General features: G+C 55.0%; 19 protein-coding genes. 5 read left to right on the top strand and 14 right to left on the bottom strand.

From position 1 onward, the window contains the following. Positions 1 to 8: 8 nt before the first annotated feature. On the top strand, positions 9 to 1,118 hold the full coding sequence (locus V6940_RS00275; RefSeq protein ID WP_333494400.1) for a flagella biosynthesis regulator: 1,110 nt from the start codon (positions 9 to 11) through the stop codon (positions 1,116 to 1,118). Here the strand turns inward: V6940_RS00275 and V6940_RS00270 are convergent. After that, positions 1,098 to 1,907: an HAD-IIB family hydrolase gene (locus V6940_RS00270; protein ID WP_333494399.1), complete on the bottom strand. Its 810-nt coding sequence runs from the start codon at positions 1,905 to 1,907 to the stop codon at positions 1,098 to 1,100. The two genes, V6940_RS00275 and V6940_RS00270, sit on opposite strands and share 21 nt — an antisense overlap. A 78-nt stretch (positions 1,908 to 1,985) precedes the next feature. Next, on the bottom strand, positions 1,986 to 3,317 hold the full coding sequence (locus V6940_RS00265) for a PTS sugar transporter subunit IIC (protein WP_333494398.1): 1,332 nt from the start codon (positions 3,315 to 3,317) through the stop codon (positions 1,986 to 1,988). A gap of 345 nt (positions 3,318 to 3,662) precedes the next feature. Between V6940_RS00265 and V6940_RS00260 the strand changes: the two genes are divergently transcribed. Next, a complete protein-coding gene (locus V6940_RS00260; RefSeq protein ID WP_333494397.1) occupies positions 3,663 to 4,418 on the top strand; it encodes a GntR family transcriptional regulator in 756 nt (251 codons plus the stop codon). Here the strand turns inward: V6940_RS00260 and V6940_RS00255 are convergent. After that, complete coding sequence (locus tag V6940_RS00255; protein WP_333494396.1) at positions 4,404 to 5,579, bottom strand: MFS transporter; 1,176 nt, start codon at positions 5,577 to 5,579, stop codon at positions 4,404 to 4,406. The two genes, V6940_RS00260 and V6940_RS00255, sit on opposite strands and share 15 nt — an antisense overlap. A 209-nt stretch (positions 5,580 to 5,788) precedes the next feature. Then, a complete protein-coding gene (fabB, locus tag V6940_RS00250; protein ID WP_185666770.1) occupies positions 5,789 to 7,000 on the bottom strand; it encodes a beta-ketoacyl-ACP synthase I in 1,212 nt (403 codons plus the stop codon). A gap of 160 nt (positions 7,001 to 7,160) precedes the next feature. Between fabB and mnmC the strand changes: the two genes are divergently transcribed. After that, positions 7,161 to 9,161: a bifunctional tRNA (5-methylaminomethyl-2-thiouridine)(34)-methyltransferase MnmD/FAD-dependent 5-carboxymethylaminomethyl-2-thiouridine(34) oxidoreductase MnmC gene (mnmC, locus tag V6940_RS00245; protein WP_333494395.1), complete on the top strand. Its 2,001-nt coding sequence runs from the start codon at positions 7,161 to 7,163 to the stop codon at positions 9,159 to 9,161. 39 nt (positions 9,162 to 9,200) lie between these two features. On the opposite strand, the gene V6940_RS00240 is transcribed toward mnmC, so the two are convergent. The 6 genes from V6940_RS00240 to prmB are packed head-to-tail and all read right to left on the bottom strand — an operon-like array spanning position 9,201 to position 13,746. Continuing rightward, positions 9,201 to 9,476, bottom strand: coding sequence for a YfcL family protein (locus V6940_RS00240; protein ID WP_333494394.1), 276 nt, complete (start codon positions 9,474 to 9,476; stop codon positions 9,201 to 9,203). Between the two features lie 27 nt (positions 9,477 to 9,503). Then, positions 9,504 to 10,049 carry an elongation factor P hydroxylase gene (locus V6940_RS00235; RefSeq protein WP_333494393.1) on the bottom strand — a complete coding sequence of 182 codons (546 nt, stop codon included), beginning with the start codon at positions 10,047 to 10,049 and terminating at the stop codon, positions 9,504 to 9,506. Further along, the gene (locus V6940_RS00230; RefSeq protein ID WP_035895081.1) at positions 10,049 to 10,858 is read right to left on the bottom strand and encodes a sulfite exporter TauE/SafE family protein; all 810 of its coding nucleotides are present in this window, start codon (positions 10,856 to 10,858) and stop codon (positions 10,049 to 10,051) included. The genes V6940_RS00235 and V6940_RS00230 overlap by 1 nt, the downstream gene beginning before the upstream one ends. After that, complete coding sequence (gene mepA / locus V6940_RS00225) at positions 10,858 to 11,682, bottom strand: penicillin-insensitive murein endopeptidase (protein ID WP_333494392.1); 825 nt, start codon at positions 11,680 to 11,682, stop codon at positions 10,858 to 10,860. The genes V6940_RS00230 and mepA overlap by 1 nt, the downstream gene beginning before the upstream one ends. Before the next feature lie 2 nt (positions 11,683 to 11,684). Then, entirely contained in the window at positions 11,685 to 12,770 is a 1,086-nt protein-coding gene (gene aroC, locus V6940_RS00220; RefSeq protein WP_333494391.1) for a chorismate synthase, read from the bottom strand. A 43-nt stretch (positions 12,771 to 12,813) separates the two neighbouring features. Continuing rightward, entirely contained in the window at positions 12,814 to 13,746 is a 933-nt protein-coding gene (prmB, locus tag V6940_RS00215; RefSeq protein WP_333494390.1) for a 50S ribosomal protein L3 N(5)-glutamine methyltransferase, read from the bottom strand. Between the two features lie 164 nt (positions 13,747 to 13,910). Between prmB and smrB the strand changes: the two genes are divergently transcribed. Beyond that, positions 13,911 to 14,462, top strand: coding sequence for an endonuclease SmrB (gene smrB, locus V6940_RS00210; protein WP_185669531.1), 552 nt, complete (start codon positions 13,911 to 13,913; stop codon positions 14,460 to 14,462). Between the two features lie 102 nt (positions 14,463 to 14,564). Here the strand turns inward: smrB and sixA are convergent, their stop codons facing one another. The 4 genes from sixA to V6940_RS00190 all read right to left on the bottom strand — a co-directional run bounded on the left by sixA (position 14,565) and on the right by V6940_RS00190 (position 19,171). Beyond that, entirely contained in the window at positions 14,565 to 15,050 is a 486-nt protein-coding gene (gene sixA, locus V6940_RS00205; RefSeq protein ID WP_220438227.1) for a phosphohistidine phosphatase SixA, read from the bottom strand. A 187-nt stretch (positions 15,051 to 15,237) separates the two neighbouring features. Further along, positions 15,238 to 17,388, bottom strand: coding sequence for a fatty acid oxidation complex subunit alpha FadJ (gene fadJ, locus V6940_RS00200; protein WP_333494389.1), 2,151 nt, complete (start codon positions 17,386 to 17,388; stop codon positions 15,238 to 15,240). Beyond that, positions 17,388 to 18,698: an acetyl-CoA C-acyltransferase FadI gene (gene fadI / locus V6940_RS00195; RefSeq protein WP_333494388.1), complete on the bottom strand. Its 1,311-nt coding sequence runs from the start codon at positions 18,696 to 18,698 to the stop codon at positions 17,388 to 17,390. The genes fadJ and fadI overlap by 1 nt, the downstream gene beginning before the upstream one ends. 188 nt (positions 18,699 to 18,886) lie before the next feature. Then, positions 18,887 to 19,171, bottom strand: a complete 285-nt coding sequence (locus V6940_RS00190) for a YfcZ/YiiS family protein (protein WP_185669527.1) — start codon at positions 19,169 to 19,171, stop codon at positions 18,887 to 18,889. A 372-nt stretch (positions 19,172 to 19,543) separates the two neighbouring features. Here V6940_RS00190 and fadL point away from each other — a divergent pair, with 372 nt between their 5' ends. After that, a complete protein-coding gene (gene fadL / locus V6940_RS00185; protein ID WP_333494387.1) occupies positions 19,544 to 20,854 on the top strand; it encodes a long-chain fatty acid transporter FadL in 1,311 nt (436 codons plus the stop codon). Positions 20,855 to 20,867 lie beyond the last annotated feature (13 nt).

Here is a 20,867-nt window from a genome sequence, read left to right as displayed (position 1 = left end):
GATGAATCATGACGCAACCCATCTCAGGTATGCCTGCGCGCCCTCCGGGGGCCGGTCCCACTCCGCTTTCCAGTGCCGGAGAGCAGCCGCTTAACCTTCAGCAACGCACCGTGCTGGAGCGCTTGATCACGCGCCTTATCACCATGACGTCGCAGCAAAATGCCGAAGTGTGGGCGGGCGTGAAACACGATTTGGGACTGAAAGGTGATACGCCGCTGCTGGCGCGTCATTTTCCGGCGGCGGAACAGAATCTGAACCAGCGTATCGGCACTGCCGAGCAGAACCTCAGCATGCGGCAGACGCTCTCACAGCTCACCGAACTGCTGGGCCAGGGCAATAATCGCCAGGCCGTCAGTGATTTTATCCGTCAACAGTACGGGCACACCGCCCTGAACCAGCTTACCCCGCCGCAGCTTAATAATGTGCTGCAGTTGCTCCAGCGTGGCCAGCTGTCGATTCCTCAGCCGCAGCAGCGCCCGGCGACCGACCGTCCGCTACTGCCGGCGGAGTACACCACGCTCAACCAACTGGTCAGCAAGCTGTCCGCAGCAACCGGCGAGTCGAGCAAGCAAATCTGGCAGTCGCTGATTGAGCTCGCCAGCGTGAAGCCCGACGCGCTCTACTCCGATAAAGCGCCATCGTCGTCCAGTGACGCCAATAAACCGCTATGGCAGTCGCTACAGGAATTTTCGCCGGTGAAGACCAGTGAGCTGATCCCCGCAAAATATTTCACCTCGCTGGTGACGTTATTGCAGGCTCGGCTAACGCTGAGCACGCACCCAGCCCCTACGCTTAATGTGCTGCAGGCCGCACTTAAGCAGCCGCTGGGCGATCAGGAGTTTCAGGTATTGCGCGATTACGGGCAGCAGAACTGGAATATGACACCGCAGACGGTGCTCACCACCGTTCAGGTTCAGGAGTTGCTCAATCTCCTGTTTCTCAAGCGTATTGAGCGTGAACGCGTGGCGCATGCAGAGGCGCTGGAGGCGCGGAACATTCAGCCGATTTACGCGCCGTTCGCGCCGATGATTACTTCAATAAAGTCGCTGTCAGCACGCCCTGGGCTGGCCTTTGTGGTGCTGATCGTGGTGGCGATACTACTTTGGGTGCTGCTGTAAACTCAGCACCTGGGCAATGGTCGTCATGACCGCATCGTCATCATTGCTGCCGGTAATAAACCGCGCGGCCTGCTTGGTTTCGTCAAACGCATTGCGCATGGCGAAGCTCCAGGTGGCGCGGGTCATCAGTTCGATATCGTTCAACCCATCGCCAAAAACCATCGTTTCGTCTTTGTTGACGCCCAGCTTCTCCTGCAGAATTTCCACCGTATGGCCTTTGTGCACGCCCACGTCGGCGATATCAATCCACGCGTCTTCTGATACCACGATATAGGCTTTATCAAAGTAATCCGCGAGATGCGGCTTAATCTGCGGGCAGCGGCCTTTGATGTCGAAGAGGGAAATTTTAACGAAGTCGTGGCCGACCTCATCGAATGCCGCAACCTGCACCACATTGGCGTAGGACATCTTCACTTTCAGCAGCATCTCCGGGGCAATGGTGTTTTTGACATACGCCCCAAACGGCGTGCAGGCAATGATCACCGGCTCGCTGTTGGCCTCCTCAAGCGTGTGGATGATTTCACGCCCCAGCGCGTTTTTGATCAGCGACTGATAGACATAGTCTCCAGCGTGTTTAATCCGCGTGGCGCTGTCGCCCAGGATCCAGAAATCATGTACCTGTTCGCCAAACAGCTCCTCAACGCGCTCACACTGTTTGCCGGTACACAGCGCAAAGGCCACCCCCTGCTGCTGCATCAATGCCTTAATCTGCGGGAACAACTCACGGTTATAATCGCCATGGCGGTTTAAGAAAGTGCCGTCGAGGTCGGTAATAATCAGCTTAATCATCTTTATCTCCCGAAAAATGGTGCGCGTATGTCCCCTCGCCCCAATGGGGCGAGGGGACCATGTGTGCCGTTACCTTCGTTAAGCATTCTGTTCCGCTGCGGCCGACATATTGACTTTGTTGGCGGCAATCACGAACGGCAGATAGATAAGCGTTGCGACGACCAGGCACAGTATGCCGACGAAGAGCGCCATCCAGTTCCCCCCCGTGCCAAAGAAGGCGATAAGCGGCCCAGGCGTGGTCCACGGCACCGCGTAGGCAATCGGTGGAATGATTTCCAGGGTAATAAAGAAGTAGCCAATCAGCGAGTTAATAAACGGCACCAGAATAAATGGAATCACCAGAATCGGGTTCAGTACGATAGGCAGACCGAACATCACCGGTTCGTTGATGTTAAACAGGCCAGGCACAAAGGCCATCTTGGCGAGGTCACGGTAATCCTTGCGGCGAGAGGCAATAAAAATAGCCAGTAGCAGACCCAACGTCATCCCGGAGCCGCCGCAGTTGGCGAAGGCGTCGTTAATACCGGTCCAGGTAATCGGGTACGGCGCGCCCCAGGTGGAGCCGTGGGAAGCCGCATAGGAGAGGTTCTCCAGATTCGCTTCTGAGAAGATGGTTTCACGAATCGCCGCCACGGTGTTCGGCCCATGAATACCGAGGATCCACAAGAAGTTCGCCACCAGCCCCAGAATCAATACGGTCACGATGTTGGTGCCCATATCCTTCAGCGGCGCCTGGATCAGGGAATAGATCAGGTCGTTCAGGCCGTTTGGCGAGATTTTTAACAGCAGGTAGTTCAGCACCGAGAAGAAGATCATCACGAAGAAGATCGGCAGCAGTACCTTGAAGGAGCGTGCTACTGCAGGCGGTACTGCGGCTGGCATATTAATGGTCACCTTCGGATTACGCGCCAGACGGCAGAAAATTTCACTCGCCAGCAGCGCGACAATAACCGCCACAAACAGCCCCTGCGGCCCCAGATATTTGGTGCTCAGGTAAGCCTGCCCGTCGATAATTGTATACGGGGTATAGACCACAAAGAACGCGCCAATAGCGGTCAGGCCACACAGCAGATCATCCTGCTGGTAGCTTATCGCCATATTACGCGCCACGAGGAAGGTAATTAGCACCGCCATAATATTGACCGAGCCGTTCATCACCGGGGTAAATATTTGCTGAGCATCGGCCAGGTTCGGGAATATCGTTCCCAGATGCAGGATACTGGCGATAAAGCCGTCCGGCGAGAGGATGGCGAAGTTAATGAGAATAATCAGCGAGCTGGCCATGACGATTGGGAATGACAGAATAAAGGCATCGCGAATGGCTGAAACGTGGATCTGCGAGTTTAATTTAATGGCTATCGGAACGAGAATTTTCTCCATCCCGCGTTCAAATGAATTCATCAACCCCATAATGGTCCCTTAATTTTATAATAAAAATAAAAAATTATTAACAAAATAATTTACCAATCAATTAAAATAACGATTAGTTATCCAGACGATCCCAATTTTTCATTCTTTTTGATATTTCAATCGCGTAGTCTAATAATATATTTTGCATCCTATTTCCTTTCTCAAAAAATATGTCATTCATTGACGCCCACTTTAATTATTGTTATTTTTCTTAACTTGCATTGCGATCACAGTTAACGATGCCAAAGTTGTTCAATAATTGACTGATAGCTGAACGTGTTGATGCATTATTACGGAAATGGTTTTGTAACCTTTTGTTTAAAAAGGATTTAAGGAGGTTCAAAAGTGGTTTATCAGAGCATCATCAATCTGCTTAAAAACAGATTAAACAGCTCAATCTACAATATCGGCGATCTTCTGCCATCGGAAAAAGAGTTGGCAGAGCATTATGATGTTTCGCGCAATACGTTACGCAAAGCGCTAAAAACGCTGGAAGAGGAAGGGATGATTGAACGGCGGCATGGTTCAGGCACCTATCTGCGAAATAAACATTTCCAGGCCTCCGTGACCCATCTCGATAGCTTTACCGAAATCGCCCGCAACGAGGGCAAAACGCCCACCAGCCAGATCCTGAAGTTTGAGCTACAGACCGCCTCTGAAGAGATTGCCAATAACCTGCGGGTGATGCTCGGCGAACCGGTCTACTATGCCAAGCGTCTGCGTTTAATCGACAATATTGCCATGCAGATTGAAGAGACGTGGCTCTCCGCCAGTCGGTTCCCGGACCTGACGCTCGCCCATATGAAGAAGTCGAAGTTTGCCTATATTGAGAATGAGTGCGGCGTGAAAATTCTTGGCTGCTATGAGTCTATTCAGCCCATTCTACCGTCGCCGGACGTGGCCAACCTTCTGCATATCAGTGCGTTAGACCCGATTATTCGTATGCAGACACAGGCCATTGATGAACAGTCGAACCCTATCGATTACTCGATTCTGTACACCAACATGTTTGAATTCCAGGTGAAATATTTCCTGCCGCGCAAAGCGGTTGCCGGCCCCCAGACGCGCGGAGCCGGGCAATCACGATTACTTACGGAATGACCAGAGGGTGACCACGATCCCCAGCACGGCAGAAATCGCTCCGCCCAGAAAGACGGACGGGTAGCCGAATGAGGTAGCCAGCATGCCTGCCAGCGGCCCGGATACGCCCAGTGCGATATCCTGGAACGCGGCGTAGCCACCCAGCGCCGTACCACGAACCTGCTGCGGCACGCGTTTCACCACTTCCACGCCCAGCGCCGGGAAAATCAGCGAGCAGCCGGCTCCGGTCAACGCCGCACCGGAAAGCGCCACCCATGCGCTCGGCGCCTGCCACAGCAACAGCAGCCCCACGGTTTCCACCAGCAGCGAGACCACGGCCACCTTCACGCCACCAAAGCGATCCGGCATCCAGCCAAACAGAATACGCACCAGTACGAAGGTGCCACCGAATGCCGTCAGCGTGAAGCCCGCCATCGACCAGCCTTTGCTCATAAAGTAGAGCGATACGAAGGTACCAATCACCGCGAAGCCTACACCCTGAAGCGCCAGCCCCATGCCCGGTTTCCAGATAAGACCAATGACGCTGAATAGCGACGGACGCTCCCCGGCCATCGCGGCGACCTTACGCACCGAGCCGTTAAAGGCCCAGGCCAGCAACGGCAGCGCCATGGTGACCCCGGCCAGCACGGCAAAACCATAGCGCGCATTGATAAACAGCCCCAGTGGAGCCCCTGCGGCTAGCGCACCGAATATCGCCATCCCGTTCCAGGACATCACCTTGCCGGATTGCTTCGGCCCCACCAGCCCCATTCCCCAGGTCAGGGTGCCGGTTAACAGCTGACTTTCACCAAAGCCGAGGATTAAGCGTCCGACAATAAGCAGACCAAATTTGATCATCGCATCCACCGGCAGCAGCGCCGCACCAAGCCAGGCTGCCCCGGCAAACGCACAGGCGGCCATGCCCTGCAATGCCGAGCGCTTACCGCCATACTGATCCGCCAGACGCCCGGCGTAGCCGCGCGTCAGAACGGTAGCAAAGAACTGAATGCCCACGGCAATGCCCACCATGGTGTTGCCATAGCCCAGTTCCTGGTGCACAAATAGGGGAATGACCGGCAGCGGAATGCCGACGGTGAGATAGGTCAAAAACACCGCAAAAGCGATGCGAAATAACGACCCGTTCGAAGACGATGTTGGTTCAGTTTGAGTGACTGCTGTCATGCTTTACTCCAGAATGCTGAGTAAGGCGAGGTACTGTGGCCACGCCCCCTCTACCTGATCATCAGGATTAAGGTGCGTTGGTTGACGTTGAACGCTTACGCATTATCGTGATGATAATGTTGAGCCAGGAGTTTGCCTGTTATTTCAGGCGATTGTCAACGCATAAAAAAAGGAGCCTGAAGGCTCCTTTTTCTCACCAACTGTAAAAATTACAGCTTGCGCATGACCAGCGTGGCGTTAGTACCACCGAAGCCGAAGCTGTTGGACATGACGGTAGTCAGTTCGCGGTCGGTTGGTTCCGTCACGATGTTCAGACCCGCAGCCTGCTCGTCCATCTCGTCGATGTTGATGCTTGGGGCGATAAAGCCGTGTTCCAGCATCAGCAGAGAGTAGATAGCTTCCTGTACGCCAGCGGCGCCCAGAGAGTGACCGGTCATCGCTTTAGTTGCAGAAATTGCTGGGCTGTTGTCGCCGAACACTTCCTGAATAGCGCCCAGTTCTTTCACATCGCCTACCGGCGTAGAAGTACCGTGGGAGTTCAGGTAGTCGATTGGGGTATCAACGCCGTGCATCGCCATCTTCATGCAGCGCACTGCGCCTTCACCGGATGGAGCAACCATGTCTGCGCCATCGGACGTTGCGCCGTAACCAACGATCTCTGCATAAATATGCGCGCCGCGAGCCAGTGCGTGTTCCAGTTCTTCAACCACAACCATACCGCCGCCGCCTGCGATGATGAAACCATCACGGTGCGCGTCATAGGTACGGGAAGCTTTCTCTGGCGTTTCATTGTATTTGGTAGACAGTGCGCCCATCGCATCGAACTCACAGGCCATTTCCCAGCCCAGCTCTTCGCCGCCACCGGCAAAAACGATGTCCTGTTTGCCCAGCTGAATCTGCTCTACTGCGTTACCGATGCAGTGTGCGGAGGTGGCACATGCAGAGCTGATGGAGTAGTTCACACCGTGAATTTTGAACGGCGTAGCGAGGCACGCGGAAACCGCAGAACCCATCGCTTTGGTCACAACGTATGGACCCACCGCTTTCAGGCCACGTGGGCTACGCATTGCGTCAGCACCAAATACCTGCGCTTTAGAAGAACCACCGGAGCCGGCAATCAGGCCTACGCGCGGGTTGTTCTGATAATCTTCTGCTTTCAGGCCAGAGTCTTCAACCGCCTGCTGCATGGAGAGATAAGCATAGATAGAGGCATCGTTCATGAAACGGACCACTTTGCGGTCGATAAGACCGGTGGTGTCCAGTTTGACGTTACCCCATACGTGGCTACGCATACCAGAATCTTTGAACTCTTGAGAGAAAGTGATCCCCGAGCGTCCTTCACGCAGAGATGCCAGGACTTCCTGCTGGTTGCTACCGATGCTGGAAACGATACCCAGGCCAGTAATCACTGCACGTTTCATTCAATACCTCTGTAAGTCATCACTATTTTAAAGTTTCGAGTCGCAAGATAGCGTACACTTGTACGCCGAACAAGTCCGATCAGCAATTTTATGCAGAAATTTGCGCCTTCGAGCCCGCATCGTTAAGATCCTCAGACTCCTTGCCGCACGAGTAACTTACGTGAAACATAACGCCATACAATCTGCCAACCTCGAATTTAACAGTGAGGGTACACCTGTTTCCCGAGATTTTGATGATGTCTACTTCTCCAATGACAATGGTCTGGAAGAGACACGCTACGTCTTTCTCGGCGGTAACCATCTGGAAGAACGCTTCCCAGTCCACCCCCGCCCGCTGTTTGTGGTGGCAGAAAGTGGTTTTGGTACCGGCCTCAATTTCCTGACGCTGTGGCAGGCGTTCGACGCCTTTTGCCGCCAGCATCCTGACGCTACGCTACAAAGATTACATTTCGTCAGTTTTGAAAAATTTCCGCTCAAAGCCGATGATTTGCGTCTGGCGCATCAGCACTGGCCGGAACTGGCACCGTGGGCTGAACAGCTCCAGGCACAGTGGCCGCTGCCGCTGGCTGGCTGTCATCGCCTGCTGCTCGACGGGGGTCGCGTCACCCTGGATTTATGGTTTGGCGATATCAACGAGCTCACCGACAAACTCGACGATAGCTTTAATCAGCAGGTCGATGCCTGGTTCCTTGATGGCTTCGCCCCCGCGAAAAACCCGGATATGTGGACCCCAACGCTGTTTGCCGCGATGGCGAGAACCGCCAGACCGGGCGGTACGCTTGCCACCTTCACCTCAGCAGGATTTGTTCGTCGTGGCTTGCAGGACGCCGGGTTCACCATGCACAAGACCAAGGGGTTTGGCCGCAAACGCGACATGCTGATCGGTGAAATGGCACTCGCCCAGCCTAACGAAAAGCGCACACCGTGGTTTGCACGTATTGCTAGCGAAAAGCGCGATGTTGCGATTATCGGCGGCGGCATTGCCAGCGCCCTGCTTTCCCTGGCCTTACTGCGTCGCGGCTGGGCGGTGACGCTCTATTGCGCCGATGATGCACCTGCTCAGGGTGCATCGGGCAATCGCCAGGGTGCGCTGTATCCCCTGTTAAGCGCCCACGATGCCGCGCTGGCGCAGTTCTTCCCCGCCGCATTTCTCTACGCCCGACGGTTCTACGACGCCCTGCCCGTAGCGTTTGATCATCAGTGGTGCGGCGTGACACAGCTTGGCTTTGATGAAAAAAGCGCGGAGAAAATCGCCAATATGCTGGCCATGGATCTGCCTGCAGAGATTGCTCATGCGGTGACAGCAAATGACGTTCACGCAAGCGTAGGGCTGACAACCGACTGCGGAGGTATTCAATACCCGCTCGGTGGCTGGCTGTGTCCCGCGCAGTTAACTGCCGGAGCCTTCGAACTGGCTCGCCAACAGGGCCTTCAGGTGCTCTGGGGAAAAACGTTGACGGCCCTCACCCGCGACGTCGATGGCTGGCAGCTTAGTTTTGCCGATGGGCAAACCACCTCGTCCCCTGCCATGGTGCTGGCAAACGGGCATAACATCAATCAGTTAGCCCAGACTGAGGCGCTGCCGGTCTATGCCGTCGGTGGCCAGGTCAGCCATATCCCCACCGCTGAGAACCTGTCAAACCTGCGCCAGGTGCTGTGCTACGACGGCTATTTAACACCGCAAAATCCTAATAACCAGCAGCACTGTATTGGCGCAAGCTACCATCGTGGGCAGCGCGACATGGTGTTTAACGAGGAAGACCAGCAGCATAACCGCCAGCGTCTGATTGACTGTTTCCCACAGCAACGCTGGGCGCAGGAAGTGGACATTAGCGCCAATGAAGCCCGCTGCGGCGTTCGGTGCGCCACGCGCGATCACTTGCCGATGGTCGGTAACGTTCCGGATTACGCCGCCACGCTCGCCGAGTACGCAACGCTGAATGAGGATCCACAAGCGGCGGCTTCCGCGCCGTACTATCAGGACTTGTTTATGCTGGGTGGGCTGGGCTCGCGTGGGCTGTGTACGGCCCCGTTAACGGCGGAAGTGCTCGCGGCACAAATGAGTGATGAACCACTACCGCTGGATGCACACACCCTGGCGGCGCTCAATCCTAATCGACTGTGGGTCAGAAAACTGCTGAAGGGAAAAGCGGTAAAATAAACAAGGCAATTGCCCGGCAGCGATACCGGGCAATAGCGATTAGTGGGAAGCCTGCTGGTAGAGGTTATCCCACATCTCTTTCACCAGTGCCTGGTCGCGCGGGGAGAGTTCACCGGCGCTGATAGCTGTTTCCAGACTCTGGGTTACGTTGCGATACAGCGCATCGGCGTTATGGACTTCATCTTCATCCAGATCCGCCACGGAGAGCGTTAAATGGCCACGCAGATAACCGCTGGCAAACAGCTCATCATCACTGGCGTGCTCCACCATGTCATCAATTAACGCCAGAATGCGTGCTTCAAACTCCGCGATCATCTTCTTTCCTCTTTCGGTAACATGGCTTTAGAGATCTTCCGGCCATGGAAATTGTTCCGCCGTTAGGGACGGCGTATGGTAATAATTCTGTAGTGCCTTGATGAACTTAGCCGGGCGCGGCGGGATACCTTCGGCAAGATAGGTCATCACCTGGGCGTGCACGCGTCGCTGAAACACAATACGATCCGGCTCAAAATCACCTTCCAGGTTGTCGCAGCTAACGTTGAACGGGAAGCCCGCCGCCACGCAGAACAACCAGTCAAAAGCCTGCGGCTTCACCTCAACGTCTTCAAACTGCCCCTGGGTTTTGGCATCGCGTCCGTCTGGACAGTACCAGTAGCCAAAATCGACCTGTTCACGCCGTGCCTTTCCGGCAATACACCAGTGTGAGATCTCGTGCAGCGCGCTGGCGAAAAAACCGTGCGCAAAAACGATACGGTTATAGGGCACCCCGGCATCAGCCGGAAGATAGATGGGTTCGTCGTCGCCTTTAATCAGACGAGTATTAAACTCATCGGCAAAGCAGCCATCGAAAATAGCGACCAGCTGCTGGTAATCGTGCGTGTTCGTCATTAATTCATCCCTAACCAATGCAAGATTTGCTGTCCATGGCTGTCATACAGCAGCTTCGCGCTCATCACCGCGGAAACCACCACAATCATCGGGCGGATCAGCGTCTGCCCTTTACTTAATACTAAGCGAGAACCCATGCGGGCACCGAAAAACTGCCCGACCATCATCACGAATCCGGTGGCCCAGATGACTTTGCCGCCGATGATAAACAGCAGCAGCCCGCCAACGTTTGACGTGGCGTTCAGTACTTTGGCATGCGCGGTCGATTTAGCGAGGTTAAAGCCCATCAGCGTCACAAACGCTAACGCGTAGAATGAACCGGCGCCGGGGCCGAAAAAGCCGTCATAAAAACCAACGCAGCCACCGGCTACCAGCGCAAAAGGCAGGCCGTGCAGGCGGCGTTGACGGTCCTCTTCGCCGAGTTTCGGCATCAGCAGAAAATAGAGGCCAATACCAATCACCAGCAGCGGCAGGATCTGACGTAGGATCTCTGACTGCACGTGTTGCACCAACAGCGCGCCGGTCATCGAGCCGATAAAGGTCATCAGGATATTGAGCTTTTGATCCGCGAGGTTCACCACTTTGCGACGCACAAAATAGAGTGAGGCAGAAAGCGACCCGCCGCAGGCCTGCAGCTTGTTGGTCGCCAGCGCCTGCGCAGGTGGCATCCCGGCGGCCATCAGCGCCGGCACGGTCAGCAAACCACCGCCACCCGCCAGTGAGTCAATAAAACCCGCCAGAATCGCAGTAAAGAAAAGGACCACCAGCATCAGTGGTTCAACCATAAATAATGCGGAGAAGCTGTCCATTAGAGTACGTGTTCATCCAGTAGCGCCTGGCAGGAAGGCGGCAACGGAGGAGGCGTCTTCTTCACAGGTTTAGTGGTGCCAGGTTTTGGCGGTTCAAACCAGCTTTGCAGCTCAGCGCCGCAGCCGTCTCCGGCCGGAGGCGGTGCCTGCTCTTCACACTCAAGGCTGTTCGCCGGGCACTTCAGACGTACGTGCATATGCGCACGGTGCTGGAACCACGGGCGAACTTTACGCAGCCAGTCGCGGTCGTTACCCGCTTCCAGGCAAAGCTGCTGTTTAATGGCTGGGTTAACAAAAATACGCGTCACTTCACGGTCTTCAGCCGCCAGCTTAATCATCTGGCCGATTTCCGGTTTCCACAGCGTGGGGACCACACGTTTGCCGTCCGCGCTGACTAAATCCAGCGCCTGAGGTTTCAGCAGTTGAGCGGAACTCCAGCGCGCTTTCGGTAGCTGCAGGAAAATATCAACATCCAGACCGCTTTGGTGGCTGGCGTGTCCACCGTTAAAGCGCCCGCCGGCAGGCATCCCCATATCACCAATCAGCATCGTGCCCATGCCATGCTGCTGTACCTGGTTGCCCAGGCGCTGGATAAACTGCACCAGATCCGGGTGGCCAAAGTAGCGGCGCTGGTCGGTACGCATCACCTGATAGGTGTCTGATTGTAGCGGTAGCGCCTGTGCGCCAACGATACAGCCGTTGGCAAAAGCGCCAATAGACTGCGCGCTGCCGCTAATAGGCTGGGTGATTTTCTGCCACGGCGTTGCTGCCAGCGCCGTCCCGCTGGCCACCAGGGCCAGCAGCGCAATAACGGTTTTTTTCATGTTTACCAGCGTGGAATAGACGTCGTCACATCGGCGTTTTGCGCGCGTTGGCGCATAAAGTGATCCATCAGGACGATCGCCAGCATCGCTTCAGCAATAGGCACCGCGCGGATGCCCACACAAGGGTCGTGACGACCTTTGGTGATCATCTCCACTTCTTCACCAAAGCGGTTTAGCGTTTTGCCCGGTACGGTGATGCTGGAAGTCGGCTTCAGCGCAATATTCGCCACGATCTGCTGACCGCTGCTGATACCGCCCAGAATGCCGCCCGCGTGGTTACTCTGGAAACCGGCTTTGGTGATTTCGTCACGGTTTTCGCTGCCGCGCAGTTTCACCACCTCAAAGCCATCGCCAATCTCCACGCCTTTTACCGCATTGATGCTCATCATCGCGTGGGCGATGTCGGCATCCAGACGGTCGAACACAGGCTCACCGAAGCCAGCCGGTACGCCATCAGCAACCACAGTCACCTTCGCACCAATGGAGTCGCCCTCTTTTTTGAGGCCGCGCATCAGTTCATCCAGCGCGTCGATTTTGTCCGGATCCGGGCAGAAGAATGGGTTCTGCTCGACCTGATCCCAATCTTTAATCGCCAGCGGAATGTCGCCCATCTGGGTCAGACAACCGCGAATAACGATACCGAATTTCGCCGCGAGGAATTTCTTGGCAATCGCCCCAGCCGCTACGCGCATCGCCGTTTCACGGGCAGAAGAACGTCCGCCGCCGCGATAGTCGCGCAGGCCATATTTCTGTTCGTAGGTGTAGTCTGCGTGCCCCGGACGGAAGACGTCTTTAATGGCGCCGTAGTCCTGCGAGCGCTGATCGGTGTTTTCAATCAGCAGACCAATGCTGGTACCGGTGGTCACCCCTTCGAACACGCCGGAGAGGATTTTCACCTGATCCGGTTCGCGACGCTGGGTGGTGTAACGCGACGTGCCCGGGCGACGACGGTCAAGGTCGTGCTGCAGGTCCGCTTCGGTTAACGGGATGCCCGGTGGCACACCGTCAACGATGCAGCCCAGCGCGATGCCGTGCGACTCGCCAAAGGTCGTTACGCGAAAGAGTTGTCCAATTGTATTTCCTGCCATCACGACTCCGTTATCGTTGTTCTGTTGTTGCGTGCTGGATTAATCAGTCTTTGTACTGGGCGAAGCGATCCTGCGCGGCAATCAGCTGCGCTTTGGTCAGCATAAAGACGCCGTCACCGCCGTTATCAAACTCAAGCCAGGTGAACGGAACATCCGGGTATTGGTCCATCAGATGTACCATGCTGTTACCCACTTCACAAATCAGAATACCGTCGTCGGTAAGGTAATCCGGTGCACAGCCGAGAATACGACGGGTCAGGTGCAGACCATCGGCGCCGGAAGCCAGACCCAGCTCCGGTTCGTGGCGATATTCTGACGGCAGGTCAGACATATCTTCTTCATCCACGTACGGTGGGTTAGTGACGATCAGATCGTATTGCAGCTGCGGCGCGTCGCGGAACAGATCGGAACGGATCGGCGTGACGTTGTGGATCATGCCGTGTTCTTCAATGTTGAATTCGGTGACGGCCAGCGCATCCGGGGAGACGTCAATGGCATCCACTTCCGCTTCCGGGAAAGCGTAAGCGCAGGCAATCGCGATGCAGCCGCTGCCGGTGCACATATCAAGAATATGCTCAGGACGATGGTTAATCAGGCCCGCAAAGCGGTTGTTAATCAGCTCACCAATTGGGGAGCGCGGCACCAGTACGCGATCGTCAACGTAGAACTCGTGACCGCAGAACCAGGCTTTGTTGGTCAGGTAGGCCACCGGAATACGCTCGTTCACGCGACGGATCACGCGTTCAACGATCAGCTGTTTTTCCGTGGTGGTCAGACGCGCGCTGCGCATATCTTCTGGAATATCCAGCGGCAGGTAGAGCGTAGGCAGCACCAGCTGCACCGCTTCATCCCACGGGTTGTCAGTGCCGTGACCGTACCAGATCTCGGCCGCGCTGAAGCGGCTTACCGCCCAGCGGAGCATGTCCTGAATGGTATGCAGCTCATTGACTGCTTCATCAACAAAAATCTTATCCACATTGTCCTCCAGGGGCATGCGTCGGGGTAAATTCGGCGGCTAGTTTGCCATGAAGGCGGCGATAAATCAGCATTCTTGCGTAGGGTGCGGGGAAAAAAGCGTTTTCGCTGCAGGGAGCAGCGTGAAAAGGTAAACTAAGGGAAAAGACGAATTGAGAAGAATCAATGAAGAACAAAAATTCACTGAGCGAGGAGGATCAGGCGCTCTTCCAGCAGCTGATGACGGGCACCCGCAAAATTAAGCAGGACACCATCGTTCATCGCCCGATACGCAAAAAGATAAGCGAAGTGCCGCCAAAGCGCCTGTTACAGGAGCAAGCCGACAATAGCCACTACTTTTCCGACGAATTTCAGCCGCTGCTCAATACCAACGGACCGGTCAAATACGTGCGCGAAGATGTCAGCCACTTTGAGTTGAAAAAGCTACGCCGCGGTGACTATTCACCGGAGCTGTTTCTCGACCTGCACGGGTTAACGCAAATGCAGGCCAAACAGGAGCTGGGCGCGCTGATTGCCGCCTGCCGTCGGGAGCATGTGTTCTGCGCCTGCGTGATGCACGGGCACGGCAAACATATTCTGAAGCAGCAAACGCCGCTGTGGCTGGCTCAGCATCCGCACGTGATGGCGTTTCATCAGGCGTCGAAAGAGTACGGCGGAGACGCTGCGCTGCTGGTGCTGATTGAAGTTGAAGAGTGGCTGCCGCCGGAATTACCTTGAGTGATGTAGGCCGGATAAGCGAAGCGCCATCCGGCAATGTGCTCCAGGCTGCCTGATGGCGCTGCGCTTATCAGGCCTACAGAGGCCTTGACGTCTCAATCGTTAAATCGCTTTCGCCATTTTCAGATTGCACGGGCTCATTTGCCAGTTCAGGACACCTTGTCCGTTAGCGTCAAGAGTAACGCTGGCAATGGCGGAGGTGGTAAACATCGGCGGAACTTCACCTGGGCAGAGTTCAGCAACCAGATAGCCCACCAGCGGCAGGTGAGAAATCACCAGCACCGATGAAGTCCCTTCATTGGCTAACGCCTGAAGATAGGCGCTGACCAGGCCAATATCGCCGCATGGCGTGAGCTCAGGCAGAACATCCACTTCTTTTGGCAGGTTAACGCACTCCCCTACCACTTCGAGCGTCTGCTCCGCGCGCAGGAACGGGCTCACCAGAACACGATCGATATTCACATTTTGGTCTTTCAACCAGGTTGCCATCTGACGAGATTCATCACAACCACAACCGGTGAGAGGACGAACCGAGTCACTGGCTGCATCGAGGGCAGCGTCGCCGTGACGCATAATAAAAACTTGCATATTGCACCGCTTTTGTTGACCAGAAGCACCAGCGTCACCATAACGGTGACGCGGTAGCCGGGCATTGTGCCTTATCCATTCACTGAATGAAACGCTGATTTTTACCTTACTGGTGTAAGTATAGTCAACATCCGTTTACAAAATAGCCAAAAACCATGCATTTCATCTGGGTTCAATACCTTTGACCTCAGCTCAGTGAATCTGTTTCATCACCTGGCCAAAAGGTATCGCCGCGCTCAGCCCGCTGCAAAAGTGCCTCGCATGGGGTAAATCGCGAACCATACTGTGTAGCCAATCGTTGCAACCGGGCAACCACCTCACCCGCGCCTAATGAATCCATATAGCGCAGCGGGCCACCGAGGAACGGTGGAAAACCAATGCCAAAGACCGCGCCGATATCGCCGTCACGGGCGCTACGGATAACGCCTTCATCGCTACAACGCGCCGCTTCATTCAGCATCAGCATCACGCAGCGTTCGGCCACTTGCTCCGCCGAACACTGACTACGCCGAGCCGACATCCCCGGGAGGGAGTAGACCGCGCTATCGACCTGTTTCTTGCTTTTACGCCCTTTCGCACCATAAAGATAGAAACCGCGACCATTTTTTCTGCCTTTGCGATCGTCATTCAAAATTGCCTGAATCAGCGTTGCAGGCGCACTAAAACGCTCGCCATAGGCGGCTTCAAGAATAGGCAGAATTTTGGTACCGGTGTCGATACCCACTTCGTCGAGCAACTGAATAGGCCCCACCGGGAAACCAAATTTAACCAACGCATTATCAATATGTTCGACGCTTTCACCGTCCACCAGCATACGCATGGCTTCGGCGATATAGGGCGCAAGAATGCGATTAACGTAGAATCCTGCTTTATCTGCGACCACAATCGGCGTTTTGCCCTGTTTCTTAGCAAGCTTCACCGTCGTGGCAATCGTCTGCTCTGAGGTACCTGCATGGGGAATCACCTCAACCAGCGGCATTTTTTCAACCGGGCTGAAGAAATGTAACCCGATAACCTGCTCAGGCCGCTCCGCAAAGGCGGCAATATCGCCAATCGGTAAAGATGAGGTATTCGAAGCAAAAATGGTGTGAGGTGCGCAATACTGTTCAATCTCACCAACCATCTTCTGTTTGAGGGATAAATCTTCAAATACCGCCTCAATCACCAGGTCGCGATGGGCAAAACCACGGTAGTCGGTGCTACCGGAGATCAGCGCCAGCTGCGCGTCACGCTCCGCCGCTTTCATATGGCGACGGCGTACTTTTTGTTCGAGCTGATCCCAGCTGTATTTCAGCGCATGGTTAATGCCGTTGGCGTTAATATCTTTAATACGTACTGGCAATTTACCTTTTATGGCCGTGACGTAGGCGATGCCTCCTCCCATTAACCCACCGCCCAGTACGCCTACTGAGCGCAGCGGGCCAGGGGCAACAACGGCACCGGGGTCTTTTTTGATATCAGTACTGGCAAAGAAAATGTTACGCAGCGCTTTAGACTGCGGCGTCATTGCCAGCTCGCCAAACGCGCGAGCCTCCGCCTCGTAGCCGCTGTTCACGCCGTGCGCCAGGCCGGTTTCAATAACCTGCAATATTTTATCGGTCGCCGGGTAGTTACCCTGGGTTTTTTGCGCCGTCTTTTTGGCGGCCATGCTAAACAGCAGATTGCGCCCCAGCGGCCCCGCCAGAATTCGCTCACGTACCGGCAAACGACGATGTTCGTGATGCGGCTTGCGGGCATACTCCGCTGCTGCCTCCAGCAGAATTGAGTGAGGCACCACTTCATCTACCAGCCCCGCCTTCAACGCCTGACGAGCGCGAAGTTGCTTACCGGTGAGGATCATATCCAGCGCCGTACTGACGCCAATCAAGCGCGGTAAACGCTGGGTGCCGCCGGAACCCGGCAGCAGACCAAGTTGCACTTCCGGCAATCCCAGCACGGTTCGCCCATCGTCTGAGCAAACACGCGCATGGCAGGCTAGCGCCAGCTCAAGCCCACCGCCAAGACAGGCTCCGTGGATCGCCGCGACCACAGGGATCGACAGGCTATGAATTTCGGCCATCACCTGCTGTCCCTGTCGAGCGAGGGATTCTGCCTCCTGGGCGCTTTTGCAGCGGCCAATCATATTGATATCCGCCCCGGCGATAAAGTTATCTGCCTTCGCGGAGATCAGCACCACACCCTGGAGCGCTTTGTTTTCTCTGATCTGTTTGAGGATAGCGCGCACCTGGCCGCCAAACTCGGCCTTCAGGGTGTTCATCTTTTCATCAGGCACATCAATCGTCACTACCGCCACGTTGTCCGGGCGTACGGTGAGCGTAAATGCGGATTTCATTTCCATTATTCAGCCTCCAGAACCATTGCCGCGCCTAACCCGCCCGCCGCACACGCCGTCACCAGTCCGAACCCACCGCCGCGACGGCGCAGTTCGTTGAGGGTTTGGGTGATCATACGCGCGCCGGTTGCCGCAAACGGGTGGCCGTAGGCAATTGAACCGCCCAGGACGTTGAATTTACTTTCATCAACCTCACCGGTGGCGTGGCTGCGCCCGAGCACTTCGCGGGCAAATTTTTCGCTCGCCAGACACTGAATATTCGCCAGCGTCTGTGCAGCAAAGGCTTCATGCATATCGATAAGCGTGAGGTCGGCAAAGGTCAGCCCTGCACGATCCAGTGCCAGCGGCGTGGACCATGCCGGCCCCAGCAGCATATCCTGCCAGACATCAATCGCGGTAAAAGCATAGCTGCGCAAATAGCCCAATGGCACCAGACCCAGCTCTTTGGCGCGGGATTCAGTCATCAGGATAACCGCAGCGGCACCGTCGGTTAACGGCGTACTGTTGGCCGCCGTCACCGTGCCATGCTGGCGGTCGAACGCTGGACGCAGCCTGGCGTAATCGGCAAGCGTGGAGTTTGCACGGATGTTGTTGTCCTGCTCCAGCGGGTTGCGGTACGGCGGCGAGTAGGCCGTCATGACCTCATCATTCAATTTCCCTGCCGCCCAGGCCTGCGCCGCCAGTAGATGCGAACGGTTGGCCAGCGCATCCTGCTGCTCACGGGTGATGCCATAGGTTTTCGCCATTTGCTCCGCGGTGTCGCCCATCCGTAGACCGGTCGAGTATTCCGCCACCGCCGGAGGTACCGGCATCAGGTCACGTAGGCGCAGTCGAGAGAAGAGTTTGAGTTTCTGGCCCAGAGTACGGGCCTTGTTGGCATCCACCAGCGTACGCGCCAGCTTTTTGCTCACGCCGATAGGCAGCACCGAAGAAGAGTCGGCCCCGCCCGCAATCCCAGCGCGAATGGTGCCTGCCATCAGGCTTTCCGCAACGTTTGCCACCGCCTGGAAGCTGGTGGCGCAGGCGCGGCTGACGCTGTAGGCATCGGTATGCACGTTCATGCCGGTACCCAGCACAATTTCACGAGCGATATTCGGCGCAGCGGGCATCTGCACCACCTGGCCAAAGACCAGCTGTTCGATAACGTCAGGGGAGATTTCGCTACGGGCCAGCATTTCACCCACGACCATTTTACCGAGGTCGACGGCGGGAACCCCGTGAAAAGCAGTCGCCTGTCGGGCAAACGGGGTACGTAATCCACTGACTATAGCAATGCGATCGCCCTGACGGGTGATAAGCGGTAACGCCTGACTCATAACTCTCCCCTGTTAACGGAATAAAACTAAGTGGTCTGACCTGATAACAGTTTTAACTAATTTATTACACTTAGCCAATCGGGGAGAGAAAAAATTGGGAGCTAAAACACACTGAGAACAAAAGAAAACGCCCCCTGTTACGCGAGTAACAGGGGGCGTTATTTAAAGCCGTTATGCGAGAGGCGCGATTAACGCAGGCCCAGCTGGAAAATCAGCGTTTCAGCTTCGCAGGCGAAGACAAAATCGATATCCAGCTGAACGCCGCCTTCGACTTCTTTGAAGTCAGCGGTAATTTTGCAGGGTTCAGATTCTACGCTACGGGCTTTTTCTGACAGCGCGGCCAGCGTTGCTTCTGCGTCGGCACGGTTAGCGAATACACGGCTATAGGAAGCGGTGCAGTCGGAGTTGTCCATAATGGTACCCACGTCCATGCAGCAGCAAACCGGGGTTTCATCAGCACTACATTTGCTCATTGTAGATTTCCTCTGTTTTGTGCACTCAAGGTGCCAGATAAACGATGAGCATATTTTACGTCCACCCGCTTTATGCCTCCAGTCGAGAATGTGATCTCTGACGTTAAGTGACCGAAATCACAATTAAAAATGATCTAAAACAAATTTAGTGTTTCTCCCCCTATGACAAGACCCGCAATTTTGCCAACCAGATCTCGTTTCAAACAACATCTCGGAAAAAACTAATAAACAATATTGCAACATACCAGCTGGTCAGACCTATACTCTCGTCACTGGTCTGATTTCTCTGTCGTAGTCCAGCCCCTACACTTCGCGCTTCTGTTACTACATGTAACATTGTTTGTATAAAAATAACTCAATGAGGTTATGGTCATGAGCCAGAAAACCCGTTATACGAAGTCTGCTCTTGCTGTTGCAGTGGCACTTGTTTCAACTCAAGCCTGGTCCGCAGGCTTCCAGCTAAATGAATTCTCAGCCTCTGGTCTGGGCCGTGCCTATTCCGGCGAAGGTGCTATCGCAGATGATGCGGGTAATGCTAGCCGTAACCCAGCGCTGATTATGATGTTCGACCGTCCAACGTTTTCTGCTGGTGCGGTATTTATCGATCCGGATGTAAATATCTCGGGTACCGCACCAAAAACGAAAAAAAGCACCGATGCCGATAATATTGCGCCAACCGCATGGGTTCCTAACATGCACTTCGTTATGCCTATTAACGAACAGTTTGGTTGGGGCGCTTCGGTCACCTCCAACTATGGTCTGGCGACGGAGTTTAATGATAACTATGCGGCCGGTCCGTTTGGCGGCACTACCGACCTGCAAACGGTTAACCTGAATTTGAGCGGCGCTTACCGTTTGAATAGCTCCTGGAGCTTCGGTCTCGGTTTTGATGCGGTGTATGCTAAAGCGAAAATTGAGCGTACGGCGGGTGATATCAGCACTGCTGCAGGTGCTGCGGGCCCGATCCTCGGTGTACCTTCGACGAGCTCACAAATTGCCCATCTGAAAGGCGATGAGTGGGGTTACGGTTGGAACGCCGGTATTCTGTATGAGCTGGATAAAAACAACCGCTGGGGTCTGACCTATCGCTCCGAAGTGAAAATTGATTTCGACGGCGACTACAGAAGCTCAATAACCCCTGCTGGAAACGCGACATTCCCAAGAATGGGTATTGCCGCACCATACGGCACCAGCGGAGCTACCGTCCCAGGTTCTCTGACTCTGAACCTGCCGGAAATGTGGGAAGTCTCCGGCTATAACCGCGTCGATCCGCAGTGGGCTATCCACTACAGCATCGCCTATACCAGCTGGAGCCAGTTCCAGGAGCTAAAAGCTACCGGTTCAAACGGCCAGCAGCTCTTCTATAAAGAAGAAGGCTTCAAAGATGCTTACCGTATCGCCCTGGGTACCACCTACTACTACGATAAGAACTGGACCTTCCGTACCGGTATCGCATTTGACGATAGCCCGGTTCCAGCAGATAACCGTTCTATCTCTATTCCGGATCAGGACCGTTTCTGGATTAGCGCCGGTACGACCTATGCCTTTAACGATGATGCCTCTATCGACTTTGGTGCATCTTATATGCATGGTCAGGACGTGACGATTGAAGAAGGTGGCTACTCCTTCAAATCCGAAGGTAAAGCCTGGCTGTTCGGTACCAACTTCAACTATCGCTTCTGATAGTTAGCCAACA

Source organism: Kluyvera sp. CHPC 1.251 (assembly GCF_036759945.1).
Lineage (GTDB): Bacteria > Pseudomonadota > Gammaproteobacteria > Enterobacterales > Enterobacteriaceae > Kluyvera > Kluyvera sichuanensis.
Note: the sequence above shows the minus strand (reverse complement) of the source record. Positions and strands in the feature narration are given on the sequence as shown.